Annotated in this window: 12 protein-coding genes and 4 tRNA genes; 2 read left to right on the top strand and 14 right to left on the bottom strand. The window is 65.8% G+C overall.

Annotated elements, in window-relative coordinates; genetic code table 11:
• Positions 1–22: 22 nt before the first annotated feature.
• The 12 genes from rpoC to UAA55_RS20605 all read right to left on the bottom strand — a co-directional run bounded on the left by rpoC (position 23) and on the right by UAA55_RS20605 (position 14,245).
• Positions 23–4,222, bottom strand: coding sequence for a DNA-directed RNA polymerase subunit beta' (gene rpoC / locus UAA55_RS20660; protein WP_322955055.1), 4,200 nt, complete (start codon positions 4,220–4,222; stop codon positions 23–25).
• 108 nt (positions 4,223–4,330) lie between these two features.
• Positions 4,331–8,518 (bottom strand): DNA-directed RNA polymerase subunit beta, encoded by a 4,188-nt coding sequence (gene rpoB, locus UAA55_RS20655; protein WP_322955054.1) that lies wholly within the window; start codon positions 8,516–8,518, stop codon positions 4,331–4,333.
• A gap of 313 nt (positions 8,519–8,831) precedes the next feature.
• The gene (rplL, locus tag UAA55_RS20650) at positions 8,832–9,215 is read right to left on the bottom strand and encodes a 50S ribosomal protein L7/L12 (RefSeq protein ID WP_322955053.1); all 384 of its coding nucleotides are present in this window, start codon (positions 9,213–9,215) and stop codon (positions 8,832–8,834) included.
• Positions 9,216–9,268: 53 nt separating this feature from the next.
• Positions 9,269–9,787 carry a 50S ribosomal protein L10 gene (gene rplJ / locus UAA55_RS20645; RefSeq protein WP_088871001.1) on the bottom strand — a complete coding sequence of 173 codons (519 nt, stop codon included), beginning with the start codon at positions 9,785–9,787 and terminating at the stop codon, positions 9,269–9,271.
• A gap of 362 nt (positions 9,788–10,149) precedes the next feature.
• Positions 10,150–10,857 (bottom strand): 50S ribosomal protein L1, encoded by a 708-nt coding sequence (gene rplA / locus UAA55_RS20640; protein ID WP_416235214.1) that lies wholly within the window; start codon positions 10,855–10,857, stop codon positions 10,150–10,152.
• On the bottom strand, positions 10,854–11,288 hold the full coding sequence (gene rplK / locus UAA55_RS20635) for a 50S ribosomal protein L11 (RefSeq protein WP_044562769.1): 435 nt from the start codon (positions 11,286–11,288) through the stop codon (positions 10,854–10,856). Before rplK ends, rplA begins: the two co-directional genes overlap by 4 nt.
• Positions 11,289–11,466: 178 nt before the next feature.
• The gene (gene nusG / locus UAA55_RS20630; RefSeq protein WP_322955051.1) at positions 11,467–11,997 is read right to left on the bottom strand and encodes a transcription termination/antitermination protein NusG; all 531 of its coding nucleotides are present in this window, start codon (positions 11,995–11,997) and stop codon (positions 11,467–11,469) included.
• Positions 11,998–12,000: 3 nt separating this feature from the next.
• Positions 12,001–12,198, bottom strand: a complete 198-nt coding sequence (gene secE, locus UAA55_RS20625) for a preprotein translocase subunit SecE (protein ID WP_040842369.1) — start codon at positions 12,196–12,198, stop codon at positions 12,001–12,003.
• Positions 12,199–12,303: 105 nt separating this feature from the next.
• Positions 12,304–12,379, bottom strand: a tRNA-Trp gene (locus UAA55_RS20620).
• A 352-nt stretch (positions 12,380–12,731) separates the two neighbouring features.
• Complete coding sequence (gene tuf, locus UAA55_RS20615; protein WP_277907214.1) at positions 12,732–13,922, bottom strand: elongation factor Tu; 1,191 nt, start codon at positions 13,920–13,922, stop codon at positions 12,732–12,734.
• Positions 13,923–13,987: 65 nt separating this feature from the next.
• Positions 13,988–14,061, bottom strand: a tRNA-Gly gene (locus UAA55_RS20610).
• Positions 14,062–14,159: 98 nt separating this feature from the next.
• Positions 14,160–14,245: transfer RNA gene (locus UAA55_RS20605), tRNA-Tyr, on the bottom strand.
• Between the two features lie 171 nt (positions 14,246–14,416).
• On the opposite strand from UAA55_RS20605, the gene rlmB reads away from it, so the two are divergent.
• Complete coding sequence (gene rlmB, locus UAA55_RS20600) at positions 14,417–15,385, top strand: 23S rRNA (guanosine(2251)-2'-O)-methyltransferase RlmB (protein WP_322955049.1); 969 nt, start codon at positions 14,417–14,419, stop codon at positions 15,383–15,385.
• A 50-nt stretch (positions 15,386–15,435) separates the two neighbouring features.
• A tRNA-Thr gene (locus UAA55_RS20595) sits at positions 15,436–15,511 on the top strand.
• 33 nt (positions 15,512–15,544) lie between these two features.
• On the opposite strand, the gene UAA55_RS20590 is transcribed toward UAA55_RS20595, so the two are convergent.
• Together UAA55_RS20590 and phoU are read right to left on the bottom strand one after the other, a co-directional pair.
• On the bottom strand, positions 15,545–16,306 hold the full coding sequence (locus UAA55_RS20590; RefSeq protein WP_322955048.1) for a hypothetical protein: 762 nt from the start codon (positions 16,304–16,306) through the stop codon (positions 15,545–15,547).
• Between the two features lie 104 nt (positions 16,307–16,410).
• Positions 16,411–17,124, bottom strand: coding sequence for a phosphate signaling complex protein PhoU (gene phoU, locus UAA55_RS20585; protein ID WP_322955047.1), 714 nt, complete (start codon positions 17,122–17,124; stop codon positions 16,411–16,413).
• Positions 17,125–17,171: the final 47 nt, after the last annotated feature.

The raw sequence follows: 17,171 nt of genomic DNA, 5'->3' as shown, positions 1-17,171 counted from the left end.
TTTATTCAGACAGTCGGTCGCCTCAGGCGGCCGGCTGTTCCGTCGAGACGTCCGCCGGCAAGGCCGGATCCTCGCCCGCCTGCAAGGCGGAGAGTTCGCGGTCGCGCTCGGCGGCGATCTGCTTCAGGCGGTTCACGACACTGCCGGTACCGGCCGGGATCAGACGGCCGACAATGACGTTTTCCTTCAGGCCTTCCAGGTTGTCCGACTTGCCCTGGACGGCGGCTTCCGTCAGGACGCGGGTCGTTTCCTGGAACGAGGCGGCCGAGATGAAGGAACGCGTCTGCAGGCTGGCCTTGGTGATGCCCTGCAGCACCGGACGGCCACGGGCGAACCGCAGGCCACCCTCGCCTTCGTCCATGCGGGCCTGGACCTTGCGGTTCTCAGCCTCGAACTCGGCGCGGTCGACCTGTTCGGCGATCAGCAGCGTGGTGTCACCCGGCTCGTCGATCTCGACCTTCTGCAGCATCTGGCGAACGATCACCTCAATGTGCTTGTCGTTGATCTTCACGCCCTGCAGACGATAGACGTCCTGGATTTCGTTGGTGAGGTAGGAGGCAAGAGCCTCCACGCCCATGACGGCCAGGATGTCGTGCGGGACGGGGTTGCCGTCCATCAGCAGGTCGCCCTTCTGGACATAGTCGCCCTCCTGCACGGAGATGTGCTTGCCCTTCGGGATCAGGTACTCACGCGGCGTCTCGTTCTCGTCGTTGGGGACGACGACGATGCGGCGCTTCGTCTTGTAGTCCTTGCCGAACTCAACCCGGCCATCGATGTCCGAGATGATGGCGAAGTCCTTGGGACGACGGGCCTCGAACAGCTCGGCCACACGCGGCAGACCGCCGGTGATGTCACGCGTCTTGGAGCTTTCGCGCGGGATACGGGCCAGCACGTCACCGGCCTTCACATGCGCGCCGTTCTCCACCGACAGGATGGCGTCCACGCTCATGTAGTAGCGGGCTTCCACGCCGTTCGGCAGCTTTATGACATCGCCGTTGGCGTCGCGCAGGGTCACGCGGGGGCGGAGATCCGCACCGCGCGGCTGCTGGCGCCAGTCGACCACGACCTTGGACGAGATGCCGGTGGCCTCGTCGACCACCTCGCGCATGGACACACCCTCGACCAGGTCGACGTAGTTGGCGACACCCTCCCGCTCGGTGATGATCGGCAGGGTGTAGGGGTCCCACTCCGCCAGGCGATCGCCCTTCTTCACCAGAACGCCGTCCTCGACCAGCAGCTTGTTCAGCTTGGCGCCGTAGGGGACGCGGTGACGGGCGCGCTCGCGGCCCTGGCTGTCGAACAGCGCCAGTTCCACGTTGCGGCCCATGATGACGGGCACGCCCTCGCCGTTCAGAACCATGTTGCGGTTCTTCACGACGACCTTGGCGTCGATGCTGCTGTCCACGGACGACTGCTCGGCGCCACGCTGGGCCGCGCCGCCGATGTGGAAGGTACGCATCGTCAGCTGCGTGCCGGGCTCACCGATCGACTGGGCGGCGATGACGCCGACGGCCTCACCGATGTTCACGGTGGTGCCGCGGGCCAGGTCGCGGCCATAGCAGCAACCGCAGACACCCTCGCGGGTCTCGCAGGTCAGTACCGAGCGGATCAGCACGGTGTCGATGCCGGCGCGCTCGATCAGCTCCACGGCCTGCTCGTCGATCAGGCCGGCGGCCGGAACGAGAACCTTGCCGCTCAGCGGATCGACCACGTCGACCGAGGCGCAACGGCCCAGGATGCGCTCCGACAGGGGCGAGATCACCTCGCCGCCGTCGATGACGGCGCGCATGCTCAGGCCCTTGGTGGTGCCGCAGTCGTTTTCCACGACGATGGCGTCCTGGGCGACGTCGACCAGACGGCGCGTCAGGTAACCGGAGTTCGCCGTCTTCAAGGCGGTGTCGGCCAGGCCCTTACGGGCGCCGTGGGTGGAGTTGAAGTACTCCAGCACGGTCAGGCCTTCCTTGAAGTTGGAGATGATGGGCGTCTCGATGATCTCGCCCGAGGGCTTGGCCATCAGGCCGCGCATGCCGGCCAGCTGCTTGATCTGAGCGGCGGAGCCACGGGCACCAGAGTGCGCCATCATGTACACCGAGTTGACGCCGACGCCGGGGCGCGGCTGCTCGATGACCTTCATCATGGCGCCGGCGACCTTTTCGGTCGTTTCCGACCAGACGTCGACCACCTTGTTGTACTTTTCGCCCTGGGTGATCAGGCCGTCCAGGTACTGCTGCTCATACTCCTTGACGCGCTCCTGCGCCTCATGGATCAGCGTCTCCTTCTCGGCCGGGATGACCATGTCGTCCTTGCCGAAGGAAATGCCGGCGCGGCAGGCGTGGCTGAAGCCCAGCTTCATCAGGCGGTCGGCGAAAATCACCGTCTCCTTCTGACCGCAATGGCGGTAGACGGCGTCGATGATGTTGCCCACGTCCTTCTTGGTCAGCAGCCGGTTGATCATCTGGAAGCTGATCGCCGGGTGGCGCGGCAGGATCTCCGACAGCAGCATGCGGCCGGGGGTGCTCTCCACGCGGGTCACGATGGGGTTACCATCCTGGTCCACGGTGTGATAGCGGGCCTTCACCTTGGAGTGCAGGGTGACGACCTTGGCCGCGAGCGCCTGCTCGATCTCGCCGATGTCGGTGAAGGCCATGCCCTCGCCCACGGAGCCCGGCAGTTCCATCGTGATGTAGTACAGGCCCAGGACGATGTCCTGGCTGGGGACGATGATGGGCTTGCCGTTGGCGGGCGACAGGATGTTGTTGGTCGACATCATCAGGACGCGCGCTTCGAGCTGGGCCTCGAGGCTCAGCGGGACGTGCACGGCCATCTGGTCGCCGTCGAAGTCGGCGTTGAAGGCGGTGCAGACCAGCGGGTGCAGCTGGATGGCCTTGCCTTCGATCAGGGTCGGCTCGAAGGCCTGGATGCCCAGACGGTGCAGCGTCGGCGCCCGGTTCAGCATGACCGGATGCTCGCGGATGACCTCTTCCAGGATGTCCCAGACCTCGGGACGCTCCTTCTCCACCATGCGCTTGGCCGCCTTGATGGTGGAGGCCATGCCGTACAGTTCCAGCTTGGCGTAGATGAAGGGCTTGAACAGCTCCAGCGCCATCTTCTTGGGCAGGCCGCACTGGTGCAGTTTCAGCTCCGGGCCCACCACGATGACCGAACGGCCGGAGTAGTCGACGCGCTTGCCCAGCAGGTTCTGACGGAAGCGGCCCTGCTTGCCCTTCAGCATGTCGCTGATGGACTTCAGCGGGCGCTTGTTGGCGCCGGTGATGACGCGGCCGCGGCGGCCGTTGTCGAACAGGGCGTCGACGGCCTCCTGCAGCATGCGCTTCTCGTTGCGCACGATGATGTCCGGCGCGCGCAGCTCGATCAGTCGCTTCAGGCGGTTGTTACGGTTGATGACGCGGCGGTACAGGTCGTTCAGGTCGGACGTGGCGAAACGGCCGCCGTCCAGCGGGACCAGCGGGCGCAGCTCCGGCGGGATGACCGGGACGACGTCCAGGATCATCCACTCCGGACGCGAGCCGGACTCCAGGAAGGCCTCGATCAGCTTCAGGCGCTTGACCAGCTTCTTGCGCTTGGCCTCGCTGGAAGTCTCCTTCAGCTCCTCGCGGACGGTCTTCATCTCCTCTTCCATGTCGATGGCGGAGAGAAGGACCTTGATGGCCTCGGCGCCGATGGACGCGGTGAAGGCGTCCTCGCCGTACTCGTCCTGGGCCTGGATGTACTCCTCCTCCGACAGAAGCTGGTGCAGCTTCAGCGGGGTCAGGCCGGGCTCGGTGACGACGTAGTTCTCGAAGTACAGGACCCGTTCCAGATCCTTCAGCGTCATGTCCATGAGCAGGCCGATGCGGCTCGGCAGACTTTTCAGGAACCAGATGTGGGCGACGGGCGAGGCCAGCTCGATATGGCCCATGCGCTCGCGCCGGACCTTGGCCAGCGTCACTTCGACGCCGCACTTCTCGCAGATGATGCCACGGTACTTCATGCGCTTGTACTTGCCGCACAAGCACTCGTAGTCCTTGATCGGGCCGAAGATGCGGGCGCAGAACAGGCCGTCGCGCTCCGGCTTGAAGGTACGGTAGTTGATGGTCTCGGGCTTCTTGATCTCGCCAAACGACCACGACCGGATGCGTTCCGGGCTGGCGATCGAGATGCGGATCTGATCGAAGCTCTGCGGCCCCTGCACCTGGCCGATAATGTTCATCAACTCATTCATAAGCCGTCTCCCCTGGGAAGGGCTGGGAATTCAATTGGCTGCGAACCGGGACGGACGAGCGCCCCCGGGGGATTCCCCCCGAGGGCGCCGCCCAAGCTCAACCGGTGATCAGTAGGACCGCTCGTTCAGCTCGACGTTCAGGCCCAGGGACCGCAGTTCCTTGACCAGCACGTTGAAGCTTTCCGGAATGCCGGCCTCGAAGTTGTCGTCGCCACGGACGATGGCCTCGTAGACCTTGGTGCGGCCGGACACGTCGTCCGACTTCACCGTCAGCATTTCCTGCAGCGTGTAGGCGGCGCCGTAAGCTTCCAGCGCCCAGACCTCCATTTCGCCGAAGCGCTGGCCACCGAACTGGGCCTTGCCGCCCAGCGGCTGCTGGGTGACCAGGCTGTACGGGCCGATGGAGCGGGCGTGGATCTTGTCGTCCACCAGGTGGTGCAGCTTCAGCATGTAGATGTAGCCCACGGTGACGCGGCGATCGAACGCCTCGCCCGTGCGGCCGTCGGTCAACACCATCTGGCCCGAGCTGTCGATGCCGGCTTCCGTCAGCATGCGGACGATGTCGTCCTCCCGCGCGCCGTCGAAGACGGGCGTGGCGAACGGAATGCCGCGCCGCAGGTTGCCGGCCAGCTCCAGCACCTCGCCATCGGTCAGGTCGCTCACCTCCTCGGTGTAGGCGGCCTCGCCGTAGATGTGCTTCATGCGGCCCTTGATGTTCTCAAGGACGGGGGCCTTGGCCTCCGGCTCGGCGTGGCGCATCTGGTCCAGCATCTGGCCGATCTGCTTGCCGAGGTTGGCCGAGGCCCAGCCCAGGTGGGTCTCCAGGATCTGACCGACGTTCATGCGCGAGGGCACGCCCAACGGGTTCAGAACGATGTCGACCGCCTGGCCGTCGGCCAGATAGGGCATGTCCTCGATGGGCAGGATGCGGCTGATCACACCCTTGTTGCCGTGACGGCCGGCCATCTTGTCGCCGGGCTGCAGCTTGCGCTTCACCGCCACGAAGACCTTGACCATCTTCATGACGCCGGGCGGCAGCTCGTCGCCGCGCTGCAGCTTCTCGACCTTGTTCTCGAACCGCTCCTGCAGCTTCTGGATGCTCTCGTCGAACACCCGGCCGTAGGCCTCCACGTTTTCCATGATCTGGTCGTTGGCGACCGCGATCTGGCGCCACTGGCCGCGCGACAGGCCGGACAGCAGCTCTTCCGTGATGACCTCGCCCGACTTGATGCCGCGCGGGGCGGACAGGACGGACTGGCCGACCAGCGTCTCCTTCAGGCGGGTGTAGAAGCTGCGCTCCAGGATCGCCTTCTCGTCATCGCGGTCCTTGGCCAGCTTCTCGATCTCGGCCCGCTCGATCGCCAGCGCGCGCTCGTCCTTGTCGACGCCGCGGCGGGAGAAGACGCGGACCTCGACCACCGTGCCGGTGACGCCCGGCGGCAGGCGCATGGACGTGTCGCGCACGTCGGAGGCCTTTTCACCGAAGATGGCGCGCAGCAGCTTCTCTTCCGGGGTCATCGGGCTTTCGCCCTTCGGCGTCACCTTGCCGACCAGGATGTCGCCCGGCTTCACCTCGGCACCGATGTAGACGATGCCCGCCTCGTCGAGGTTCTTCAGAGCCTCTTCGCCGACGTTGGGGATGTCACGGGTGATTTCCTCCTGGCCCAGCTTGGTGTCGCGGGCCATGACCTCGAACTCCTCGATGTGGATCGAGGTGAAGACGTCATCGCGCACGATGCGCTCGGAGATCAGGATCGAGTCTTCGAAGTTGTAGCCGTTCCAGGGCATGAACGCGACCAGCACGTTGCGGCCCAGGGCCAGCTCGCCCAGGTCGGTCGAGGGACCGTCGGCGATGATGTCGCCCTTCTCCACCCGGTCCCCCACCTTCACCAGCGGACGCTGGTTGATGCAGGTGTTCTGGTTGGAGCGCTGGAACTTCAGCAGGTTGTAGATGTCGACGCCCGGGGCCGCCGCGTCCGTGTCGCCGGTGGCGCGCACGACGATGCGGGTGGCGTCGATCTGGTCGATCACGCCGGCGCGGCGGGCGGCGATGGCCACGCCCGAGTCACGGGCGACCGTCGCTTCCATGCCCGTGCCGACCAGGGGCGAGTCCGCCTTGATCAGCGGCACGGCCTGGCGCTGCATGTTCGAGCCCATCAGCGCGCGGTTGGCGTCGTCGTTCTCCAGGAACGGGATCAGCGCCGCGGCGACGGACACCAGCTGCTTCGGCGACACGTCGATCAGGTCGATCATGTCCGAGCGGGTCATCATGTACTCGCCGCCCTTGCGGCAGCTGATGAGCTCGTCCACGAAGCGGTTGTCGGCGTCCAGCGTGGCGTTGGCCTGCGCCACCATGTAGCGGCCTTCCTCCATGGCGGAGAGATAGACCACCTCGTTGGTGACGCGCTTGTCCACCACCTTGCGGTAGGGGCTCTCGATGAAGCCGTACTGGTTCACGCGGGCGTAGGTCGCCAGCGAGTTGATCAGACCGATATTCGGACCTTCAGGGGTCTCAATCGGGCAGATGCGGCCGTAGTGGGTCGGGTGCACGTCGCGGACTTCGAAGCCCGCGCGCTCACGGGTCAGACCGCCCGGCCCCAGGGCCGAGAGACGGCGCTTGTGGGTGATTTCCGACAGCGGGTTGGTCTGGTCCATGAACTGCGACAGCTGCGAGGAGCCGAAGAACTCACGCACCGCGGCCGCGGCCGGCTTGGCGTTGATCAGGTCATGCGGCATGACCGTGTCGATCTCGACCGAGCTCATGCGCTCGCGGATCGCGCGCTCCATGCGCAGCAGGCCGACGCGGTACTGGTTCTCCATCAGCTCGCCGACGGAGCGGACGCGGCGATTGCCCAGGTGGTCGATGTCGTCGATCTCGCCGCGGCCGTCCTTCAGCTCGACCAGGAGCTTCAGGATGGCCAGGATGTCGTCCTTGCGCAGGACGCGCATCTGGTCGTCGGTCTGGAAGCCCAGGCGCGCGTTCATCTTCACGCGGCCAACGGCCGACAGGTCATAGCGCTCGCTGTCGAAGAACAGGCCGCTGAACAGGGCTTCGGCGCTTTCCAGCGTGGGCGGCTCGCCCGGACGCATGACGCGGTAGATGTCGATCAGCGCGTCCTCACGGCTGGCGTTACGGCTCGCCGCCATGGTGTTGCGGATGTAGGCGCCGACGTTCAGGTGGTCGATGGCCAGCACCGGCACCTGGTCCACGCCGAACTTCTCCAGCTTCTCCAGGGCGGCGGTGGTGATCTCGTCTCCCGCCTCGAAGATCACTTCGCCGGTCAGCTCGTTGATGATGTCGATGGCGAGGTAGCGGCCAGCCAGCTCCTCGGTCGGCACCTTCACCTCTTCCAGGCCACCCTCCTGCAGCTTCTTCAGCACGCGGGGGGTCATCTTGGTCTCGCGCTGCAGCAGCACCTCGCCCGTGCGGGCGTCGATGAGGTCGGAGGCCAGCTTCACGCCCTTCATGCGCTCGGCGACGAAGGGGGTTTTCCAGCCGTCGCCGGCGCGGGAATAGGTGATGGTGTCGTAGAAGGCGGAGAGCATCTCCTCCTTCGACATGCCCTGGGCCTCGTACGGGGCCAGGCCCTGGCCGGCCTTCGCGCGCTGGGCCCGTAGCTGCTGCGTCTCAGCGCCGTCCAGCGCGAACAGCAGGGTGGTGGCGGGCAGCTTGCGGCGGCGGTCGATGCGGACGTAGACGAGGTCCTTGGCGTCGAACTCGAAGTCCAGCCAGGAGCCGCGGTAGGGGATCACGCGGGCGGCGAACAGGTACTTGCCCGACGAATGGGTCTTGCCCTTGTCGTGGTCGAAGAACACGCCCGGCGACCGGTGCATCTGGCTGACGATGACGCGCTCGGTGCCGTTGATGACGAAGGTGCCGTTGGCCGTCATCAGGGGCATGTCGCCCATGTAGACGTCCTGTTCCTTGATGTCGCGGATGGACTTCAGGCCGGTGTCTTCATCGATGTCGAAGACGGTCAGGCGCAGGGTCACCTTCAGGGGCGCGGCGAAGGTCATGCCGCGCTGCTGGCATTCCTCGACATCGTACTTGGGCTGTTCAAGCTCGTACTTAACGAAGTCGAGCACGGCACGGTCGGAAAAGTCCTTGATCGGGAAAACCGACTTGAACACTTCCTGAAGGCCCAGATTGGCGCGCTTCTCGGGCGCCGTGTCCATCTGAAGGAAGTGGTCGTAGGAACTCCGTTGAACCTCGATGAGGTTCGGCATGCGGGTCACTTCGGGAATGCGCCCGAAGCTCTTACGAATACGCTTACGTCCCGTGAACGACTTGGCCATGAAATGCGCCTCTCGTGAACTAGGCCCGGGTCAACTGCGCCGGCCGATTTGGATGTGACGGCAAGCGAAACAAACACAAATAGGCGCGTCCGGCCCCGCCCCCTCCGGGAGCGGCCGCCGTCCGGCGCCAAACACTCACACTGCCCTTCCCGCCCCAAATTCCATCGCGGAACCTTCTTCGGGAAGAAACTGGAGGATCACCATACGACATCCCCCAAAAAAAGGCGACAGCGCCGGGCGGCGGTCCCCCATATGGGGAGTGCCACCGTCCAGCGCCATCTTTTTTTCAGAAACGCCCACAAGGGATCGTTTCTTACTTCACCTCGACCTTCGCGCCGGCGTCTTCCAGCTGCTTCTTAATCTTAGCAGCTTCGTCCTTCGTGGCGCCTTCCTTCACGGTCTTCGGCGCACCCTCGACCAGGTCCTTGGCTTCCTTCAGGCCCAGGTTGGTGATGGCGCGGATTTCCTTAATCACGTTGATCTTCTTGTCGCCGGCGTCGGCGAGGATCACGGTGAATTCGGTCTGCTCTTCGGCGGGGGCGGCAGCCTCACCACCACCGGCGGCCGGGGCGGCGGCGACGGCGACGGGAGCGGCGGCGGAAACGCCCCACTTCTCTTCCAGCAGCTTCGACAGCTCGGCGGCCTCGATGACGGTCAGAGCGGACAGCTCTTCAACCAGCTTTTCCAGCTTGGACATGGATGTTCTCCTAAATCAGGTCTTGTCTTGAGATTACGAAAAGTACGCGAGGCTCAGGCCGCCTCGCCCTTCTTGGCATAAGCCGACAGCACGCGCGCCACCTGGCCGCCCGGGGCCTGCAGCACACCGGCGATGCGGGTGGCGGGCGTCTGGAGCATGCCAAGCAGGCGACCACGCAGTTCTTCGATGGACGGGAGCTTCGAGAGAGCCTCGATGCCCTTGTCGTCCAGGACGGTAGCGCCCATGCCGCCGCCAATGATCTTGAACTTGTCATTGGCCTTGGCGTAAGCGATCGCAACCTTGGCCGCCGCGACCGGATCGCTCGAGTAAGCGATGGCGGTCACACCGACGAACAGGTCGTCCAGCTTTTCGAACTGGGTGCCCTTCAGGGCGATACGGGCGAGCCGGTTCTTGGTCACCTTGAAGCTCGCGCCAGCGGCCCGCATCTTGCGGCGCAGGTCCGTCACCTCGGCGACCGTCATGCCCGACTGGCGGGTCACGACGACCAGGGAAGTGGCGGAGAGCGCCTGATGCAGAGCAGCGATGGTCGCTTGCTTTTCTGTGCGATCCACGGTTCGCCTCCTAACAACTGGGACAGGTGGGCGGGTCACGCCCATCTTCCCGGTCCAAATGTAGCCTCGTGCCCACCCCGCGAAGGGGGTTCGCCCGAGACCGGTGAACCTGCCCCAGAAGCGACAAGCCATCCATTCCAAGCGGCCGGAGACCCGTCCACCTGCAAAACGCTTGTTACTCCCGTCTATGCCGGCGTTCATTAAGCCGCCCCGGTCGTCACCTCCCCGAAGGGATGATCGGCCCCGGCTTGGCGCCCGCAGTCTTGGACAGGGTTGGAAGGACGGATCGCTCCGGCCCTCCGGCCGCCGGTCGCCGCCCATCCCCGAAGGCATGGGCGGCTGCGGCGGAAACTCTTGATGCCTTAGGCGGTGATCGAAGCGACCAGCGCCGACACGTCGAGCTTCAGGCCCGGGCCCATGGAGGAGCTCAGGCTGACCTTCTCGATGTAGGTGCCCTTGGCACCCGTCGGCTTGGCGCGGTTGATGGCGCCGACGAAGGCCTTGATGTTCTCGGCCAGGGCTTCCTCGCTGAAGCTGGCCTTGCCCACGCCGGCGTGGACAATACCGGTCTTCTCGGCGCGGAACTCGACCGAGCCGCCCTTGGCGGACTTCACGGCCTCGCCGACGTTCATCGTCACGGTGCCCAGCTTCGGGTTCGGCATCAGGCCGCGCGGGCCCAGCACCTTGCCCAGACGGCCGACCAGGGCCATCAAGTCCGGGGTGGCGATGCAGCGGTCGAAGTTCATCTCGCCCGCCTGGATCTTCTCGGCCAGGTCTTCCGCACCGACCAGCTCCGCGCCGGCGGCCAGGGCTTCGTCAGCCTTGGCGCCGCGGGCGAACACGGCGACGCGAACGGTCTTGCCGGTGCCGTTGGGCAGCTGGACCATGCCGCGGACCATCTGGTCGGCATGACGCGGGTCGATGCCCAGGTTCATGGCGATTTCGACGGTCTCGTCGAACTTGGCGGTGGCGTTGCCCTTCACCGACTGGACGGCCTCGTCCAGGGCGTAGAACTTGTTCCGGTCGACGGTGGCGTTAGCCTTCTTGAGACGCTTGCCGGCCATGATCAATCCTCCACCACTTCCAGGCCCATGGAACGGGCCGAGCCGACCAGCATGCTGGCGGCCGCCTCGATGTCGTTCGCGTTCAGGTCCGGCATCTTCGTCTTGGCGATTTCGCGGATCTGCGACATCTTCACCTTGCCCACGGGGGCGCCCTTGCCCACCTGGACGGCGCCTTTGGTGATGCCGGCGGCCTTCTTCAGGAAGTAGGTGTTCGGCGGGGTCTTGGTGACGAACGTGAAGGTACGGTCACCGTAGGCGGTGATCACGACCGGGATGGGCATGCCCTGCTCCAGGTCGGCCGTCTTCGCGTTGAAGGCCTTCACGAATTCCATGATGTTCAGGCCGCGCTGACCCAGGGCCGGACCGATGGGCGGCGACGGGTTGGCCTTGCCGGCCGGCACCTGCAACTTGATATAACCGACGATCTTCTTCGCCATGATACGTCCTCAACAACAATCCGGACGGAACCCCGGTCAAGGGGCGCCACCCGGATCTGCGGGATGCGTGGTTCGGTCCGCCCCATGGACTTCAGCCCCCAAAGGGGCCCTCGGGCTCGCCTCCCACGCGGGGAATGGGAAGACCCCCAGGCTCCGAAGAGCATGGGCGCCGTCCCGCTTAAATCTTTTCGACCTGCGTGTACTCGAGTTCGACGGGGGTCGCACGGCCGAAGATGGACACCGCCACCTTGACCCGCGCCTTGTCCTCGTCGACCTCTTCGATGAGGCCGGTGAACGAGGTGAAGGGGCCGTCGGTGACACGCACCTGCTCGCCCACCTCGAAGTGGATGGAGGGCTTGGGCCGCTCGATCCCTTCCTGCACCTGGTTCATGATGCGCAAGGCTTCCGCCTCGCTGATGGGCTGCGGCTTGCCGCCGCCGCCCAGGAAGCCCGTCACCTTCGGCGCGTTCTTAACCAGGTGCCAGCTCTCGTCCGTCAGTTCCATCTTCACCAGCACGTAGCCGGGAAAGAACTTCCGTTCGGAGTTCACCTTGGCGCCGCGGCGCACCTCCACGACCTCTTCGGTCGGGACCAGGATTTCCTCGAACTGGTCTTCCAGACCCTTCTGGGCGGCCTTCTCACGAATCGACTGAGAGACCTTCTTTTCGAATCCGGAATAAACGTGAACAACGTACCAACGCGCGGCCATGACTTAGCCTCCGATACCGAAAACGAGGCGGACAGCGAACGCGATGATCTGATCGACCGCCAGGAAGAACAGAGACGCGACGATGACCATGAGGAACACCATCCAGGTGGAGATGACCGTTTCCTTGCGGGTCGGCCACGTCACCTTGGCGATCTCACGGCGCACTTCGCGCGCAAACTGGGCAGGACTGGTCTTCGCCATAAGGGCTACGCCACCACGTTCAGAGCTACTCGTCATACTGCTTCGGCATCGCTGCCGTCACCCGGCCCGCGGGGCCGTCCGGACGTGATGTTCAGCGGGGCGACGTGGCAGGAGTGGAGGGGATCGAACCCCCAACCCCCGGTTTTGGAGACCGGTGCTCTACCAATTGAGCTACACTCCTACGTCACCGGCCGCAGTTTCCCGCGTCTCGGAGCGCCGGTTTATTCACCATTCGGAACCGCTTGTCCAGATAAAACAGCATGCCCCTCGTATGCGGAGCAGACCTGCGTTCCTGTAAGCGGCCGGTGGACCGGCAACACCCTCCCGAATGGGCCCCGGGGGGCCGGAAAGAGTGGTGTTTTCAGGGGGTTGGGACACCGCCCGGGAAACCCGGCACGTCGCCATCGGGCCTCCGACGGCCCCCTCCTACTTAATGGCGAAGGGGCGCCGCCGGCGAACCGGCGGCACCCCTTACACAATCACATGGGTACGGGAGCCTTCCGGAAAGGCAGCCCGCGAGCCCCAAGCGTTCCTTAGGCGATGATCTTCGCGACCACGCCGGCGCCGACGGTGCGGCCGCCCTCGCGGATGGCGAAGCGCAGGCCTTCGTCCATGGCGATCGGGGCGATCAGCTCCACGGTGACCTGCACGTTGTCGCCCGGCATCACCATCTCGGTGCCTTCCGGCAGCGAGACCATGCCCGTCACGTCCGTGGTGCGGAAGTAGAACTGGGGACGGTAGTTGGTGAAGAACGGGGTGTGACGGCCGCCTTCTTCCTTCGTCAGGATGTAGGCCTCGGCCACGAACTTGGTGTGCGGCGTGATCGAGCCGGGCTTGGCCAGGACCTGGCCGCGCTCGACGTCCTCACGCTTCGTGCCGCGCAGCAGCGCGCCGATGTTGTCGCCAGCCTGGCCCTGGTCCAGCAGCTTGCGGAACATCTCAACGCCGGTCACGGTCGTCTTGACCGTCGCCTTCAGGCCGACGATCTCGATTTCCTCGCCCACCTTCACGATGCCGCGCTCGACACGGCCGGTCACCACGGTGCCGCGGCCCGAGATCGAGAACACGTCTTCGATCGGCATCAGGAAGGGCTTGTCAACCGGACGCTCCGGCTGCGGAATGTAGGCGTCAACCTGCTTCATCAGCTCCAGGATGGCTTCCTTGCCGATCTCGGGGCTGCGGTCTTCCAGGGCGCACAGGGCCGAGCCCTTCACGATCGGAATGTCGTCGCCAGGGAAGTCGTAGCTGCTCAGCAGCTCGCGCACTTCCAGCTCCACCAGCTCCAGCAGCTCGGGGTCGTCGACCATGTCGACCTTGTTCATGAACACCACCAGCGCCGGCACGCCGACCTGGCGCGCCAGCAGGATGTGCTCGCGGGTCTGCGGCATCGGGCCGTCGGCGGCGGACACCACCAGGATCGCGCCGTCCATCTGCGCCGCGCCCGTGATCATGTTCTTCACATAGTCGGCGTGGCCCGGGCAGTCGACGTGGGCGTAGTGACGGTTCGACGTCTCGTACTCGACGTGCGCGGTCGAGATCGTGATGCCGCGCGCCTTCTCTTCCGGCGCCTTGTCAATCTGGTCGTACGCGGTGAACGTCGCGCCACCGGTCTCAGCCAGCACCTTCGTGATCGCAGCCGTCAGCGACGTCTTGCCATGGTCAACGTGACCGATCGTGCCGATGTTGCAGTGCGGCTTGGTGCGCTCGAATTTCGCCTTGGCCATGGTCTTATCCGCCTTTGCCTGACAGTCTGAAGTTAAGCTTTAGGATTTCGCGTGGAGCTGCGTACTGGAGCGGGTGAGGGGAATCGAACCCCCGTCGTAAGCTTGGAAGGCTTCTGCTCTACCATTGAGCTACACCCGCCTAAGTCTCTGCCGCCCCACACCCCGGAACTGCTTCGCGCACGCGGGGAGCCAGTAAACCCACCCCTCATCTGCTGGGGGGCGGTTTTACCGGCAAGATGGTGGAAGGGGTAGGATTCGAACCTACGTACGCTAACGCGGGCAGATTTACAGTCTGCTGCCTTTAACCACTCGGCCACCCTTCCGTGCGCCGCGTGTCCGACCGGGGTCGAAAACGGTGGACAGGTGGGTAGGCGTTTCGACCCCCTCCTGTCAACGGGGAAATGTTGGTCGAACGAAAAGACTTGGCGGCAACCGTGCCATGCCCCACGGAAAGCAGTGGCAACCCTGCACCGCTTGGCGCTAAGGATGGCATCATGAAGCGATCTGGATTTTCAAACCAGGGCCCTTCCCGCACCGGCGGCAACGGTCCCTCCTCCCCCAATTCCCCCCGCCCGCCCCGCCAGGGCGGCCGCCCTGGCGCGCCCTCCGGCACGCCCAGGGGGGGCGCCGCCCCTTCCGATGGCGAGCGCGCCCGCGCGCATGAGGCGCGGGGCGAGGGGCGTGGCGAGCCGCGCGGCGGCAGGAAGCCCGCCGCCCCCAAAACGTCGCCCAAGCCCGGGATGCTCTATGGCCAGCATCCGGTCGTGGCCGCCTGGACCAATCCCGAGCGGCGCTGCAAGGCCCTGCTGGCCACGCCGGCGGGCCTGGAGCTGATGACCGGGGCCTTCGCCCAGGCCGCCGCCGCCGGCCTGACCCGGCCCGAGCCCACGGTGGTGGAGCGGGAGGCGCTGGACCGCCTGCTGCCGGCCGGCGCCGTGCACCAGGGCCTGGTGCTGGACGCCGCCCCCCTGCCCGAGCTGGACATCGCCGACGTCGCCCGCGCCTGCGGCGAGGCGGACATGGTGGTGGTGCTGGACCAGGTGACCGACCCGCACAACGTGGGCGCGATTCTCCGCTCCGCCGCCGCCTTCGGCGCCAAGGCCGTCATCGTTCAGGACCGGCACGCGCCGGAAGTGACGGGCGTGCTGGCCAAGACCGCCTCAGGCGCGCTGGAGGTGGTGCCGCTGGTGCGGGTGACCAACCTGTCCCGTGCCCTGACCGAGCTGCGGGACGACGGCTTCTTCTGCGTCGGCCTGGCCGAATCGGGCCCCAAGCCCCTGCACGCGCTGGACTTCCCCGGCCGCGTGGCCATGGTCATGGGCTCGGAGGGCGACGGCCTGCGCCGCCTGACCATGGAACGCTGCGACGCGCTGGCCCATCTGCCGACCCAGCCGCCCATCGGCAGCCTGAATGTGTCCAACGCCGCCGCCGTGGCGCTTTACGAGGTCGCGCGGCGACGCTAAGGTCTGCCCGCGTTCGGCGCCCCGGCCTTTCCGGGACGCCCTCTGGGGATGCCGGCTTAGCTCAGTTGGTAGAGCAACCGCCTTGTAAGCGGTAGGTCGCGAGTTCAAGTCTCGCAGCCGGCACCAGTTTTTGCGCCCTCAAGCGCCGGGCGGCCAGCGTCAGCGAATCACGTATGGCTTGTGGCCCAGGTCCAGCCCGACATTGCCCTCGGGCACGTCGTTGAAGCTGCGGTAGTGGGTGCCGGGGCCGCCGACGTATTCGGCCAGCGCGTCGTCATTCACGTAATAGACCGCCTGCGAGCGATAGATGTAGTAGCCGTCCCGGCTGATGGAGACGGTCAGCATCAGCTCGGTGGAGGTCTCGTCCACCGTGGCGCGGCCGGCATCCAGGGCCAGGCCGGCCGCGGCGGCCGTGATGCCCCAGGGCATGGCGTCCAGCATGACCTTACCCACGGCCACGCCCGCGCCGATCGCCGTCAGTGGGCCGGGCACGGTATGGTTGGCGTTGGTGAACTTGGGATGGGCGATGGCGTTGGCGTCGATGGCCACCGCCACCACGTCGGGCTTGGGCTCCATGGCCACGGCATGGCCGTTCTGGACGAAAGCCGTGGTCAGCGCCTGCTGGAAAGCGTCGGCGAAGGTCGTGTCGCTATGCCGGATCAGATAGATCTGCACCGGCGGTTTTTGCCCCGTCTGCTGCTGCAGATAGGCGGAAACTGCCGAGGCCACGTCGTTGGCCACGATGACCCAATGGGCCACCGTCTCCATCTTGTATTGCGGCGATGTCAGGAAGGCCGCCGCCACCGGGCGTTCCGAACAGCCGGACACCAGGCCGCCCGCCAGCGCCAGGCCGCCAAGCGCCGCCACGGGCAGGGCGCGGAGATGGGAAGAGAGGCGGGACCGGAGGGCGGCGCGGGACATGGGGCGGTTCATCTCTGGCGGCTCGATTCAGACCGTGGGCCGCCATCCGGCGGTCACCACAACCTAAGCAAACCCCGTGCCGGGTTTTCGCGGCCCCACGAGAATCATGTCCCAGGCGTGACGATGGTCAGCGCGCTGTCGTCGCCCTTCACGCGTTCCTCGCCGGGGGCCTGCCCCAGCACCTGGAAGCAAAGCGTCTCGGCGATGTTGGTGGCGTGGTCGCCGATGCGCTCCAGGTTCTTGGCCGCGAACATCAGGTGGGTGCAGGCGGTGATGCGCTGCGGCGCTTCCATCATATAGGTCAGCAACTCGCGGAACAGGGCGGTGTAGGCGAGGTCCACCTCGTTGTCCGCCTCGCGCACGGCCAGCGCCGCCGCCGCGTCGCCGTCCGCATAGGCCGTCACCACCCGGGTGAGCATGTCGTTGGCGGCGTCGCCGATGCGGCGCAGGGAGCGCGTCAGCTCCACCTCCGGCATCTGGTTCAGGGCGAGGGAGCGCTTGGCCACATTGGCGGCGAAGTCGCCGATGCGTTCCAAGTTGTTGGCGATTTTCAGCGCCGCCACCACCTCGCGCAGGTCGCGGCCCACCGGAGCCCGCAGCGCCAGCAGCTTCAGCGTCTGATTCTCGATCCGCTGTTCCAGGGCGTCAACCTGGGCGTCATCGGCCATGACGGCGGTGGCAAGGTCGCCGTCACGTTCCAGCGTCGCCTTCAGCGCCCGGCCCAGCTGGCTGGAGGCCAACCGTCCCATGTCCGTGATGGCACGGTGCAGCTGGGCCAGTTCCTCATCATAGGACGCCACGATATGGCCGGTCGACATTGGCTCTTGTTCCTTAAACCGGTAAACGGCGGCATCTCCGGAAGGGG

Origin of the sequence: Nitrospirillum guanabarense (genome assembly GCF_034653355.1) — a bacterium.
Classification (GTDB): domain Bacteria; phylum Pseudomonadota; class Alphaproteobacteria; order Azospirillales; family Azospirillaceae; genus Nitrospirillum.
The sequence above is the reverse complement of the archived record's forward strand: the minus strand, read 5'-3'. Positions and strand labels throughout refer to the sequence as shown.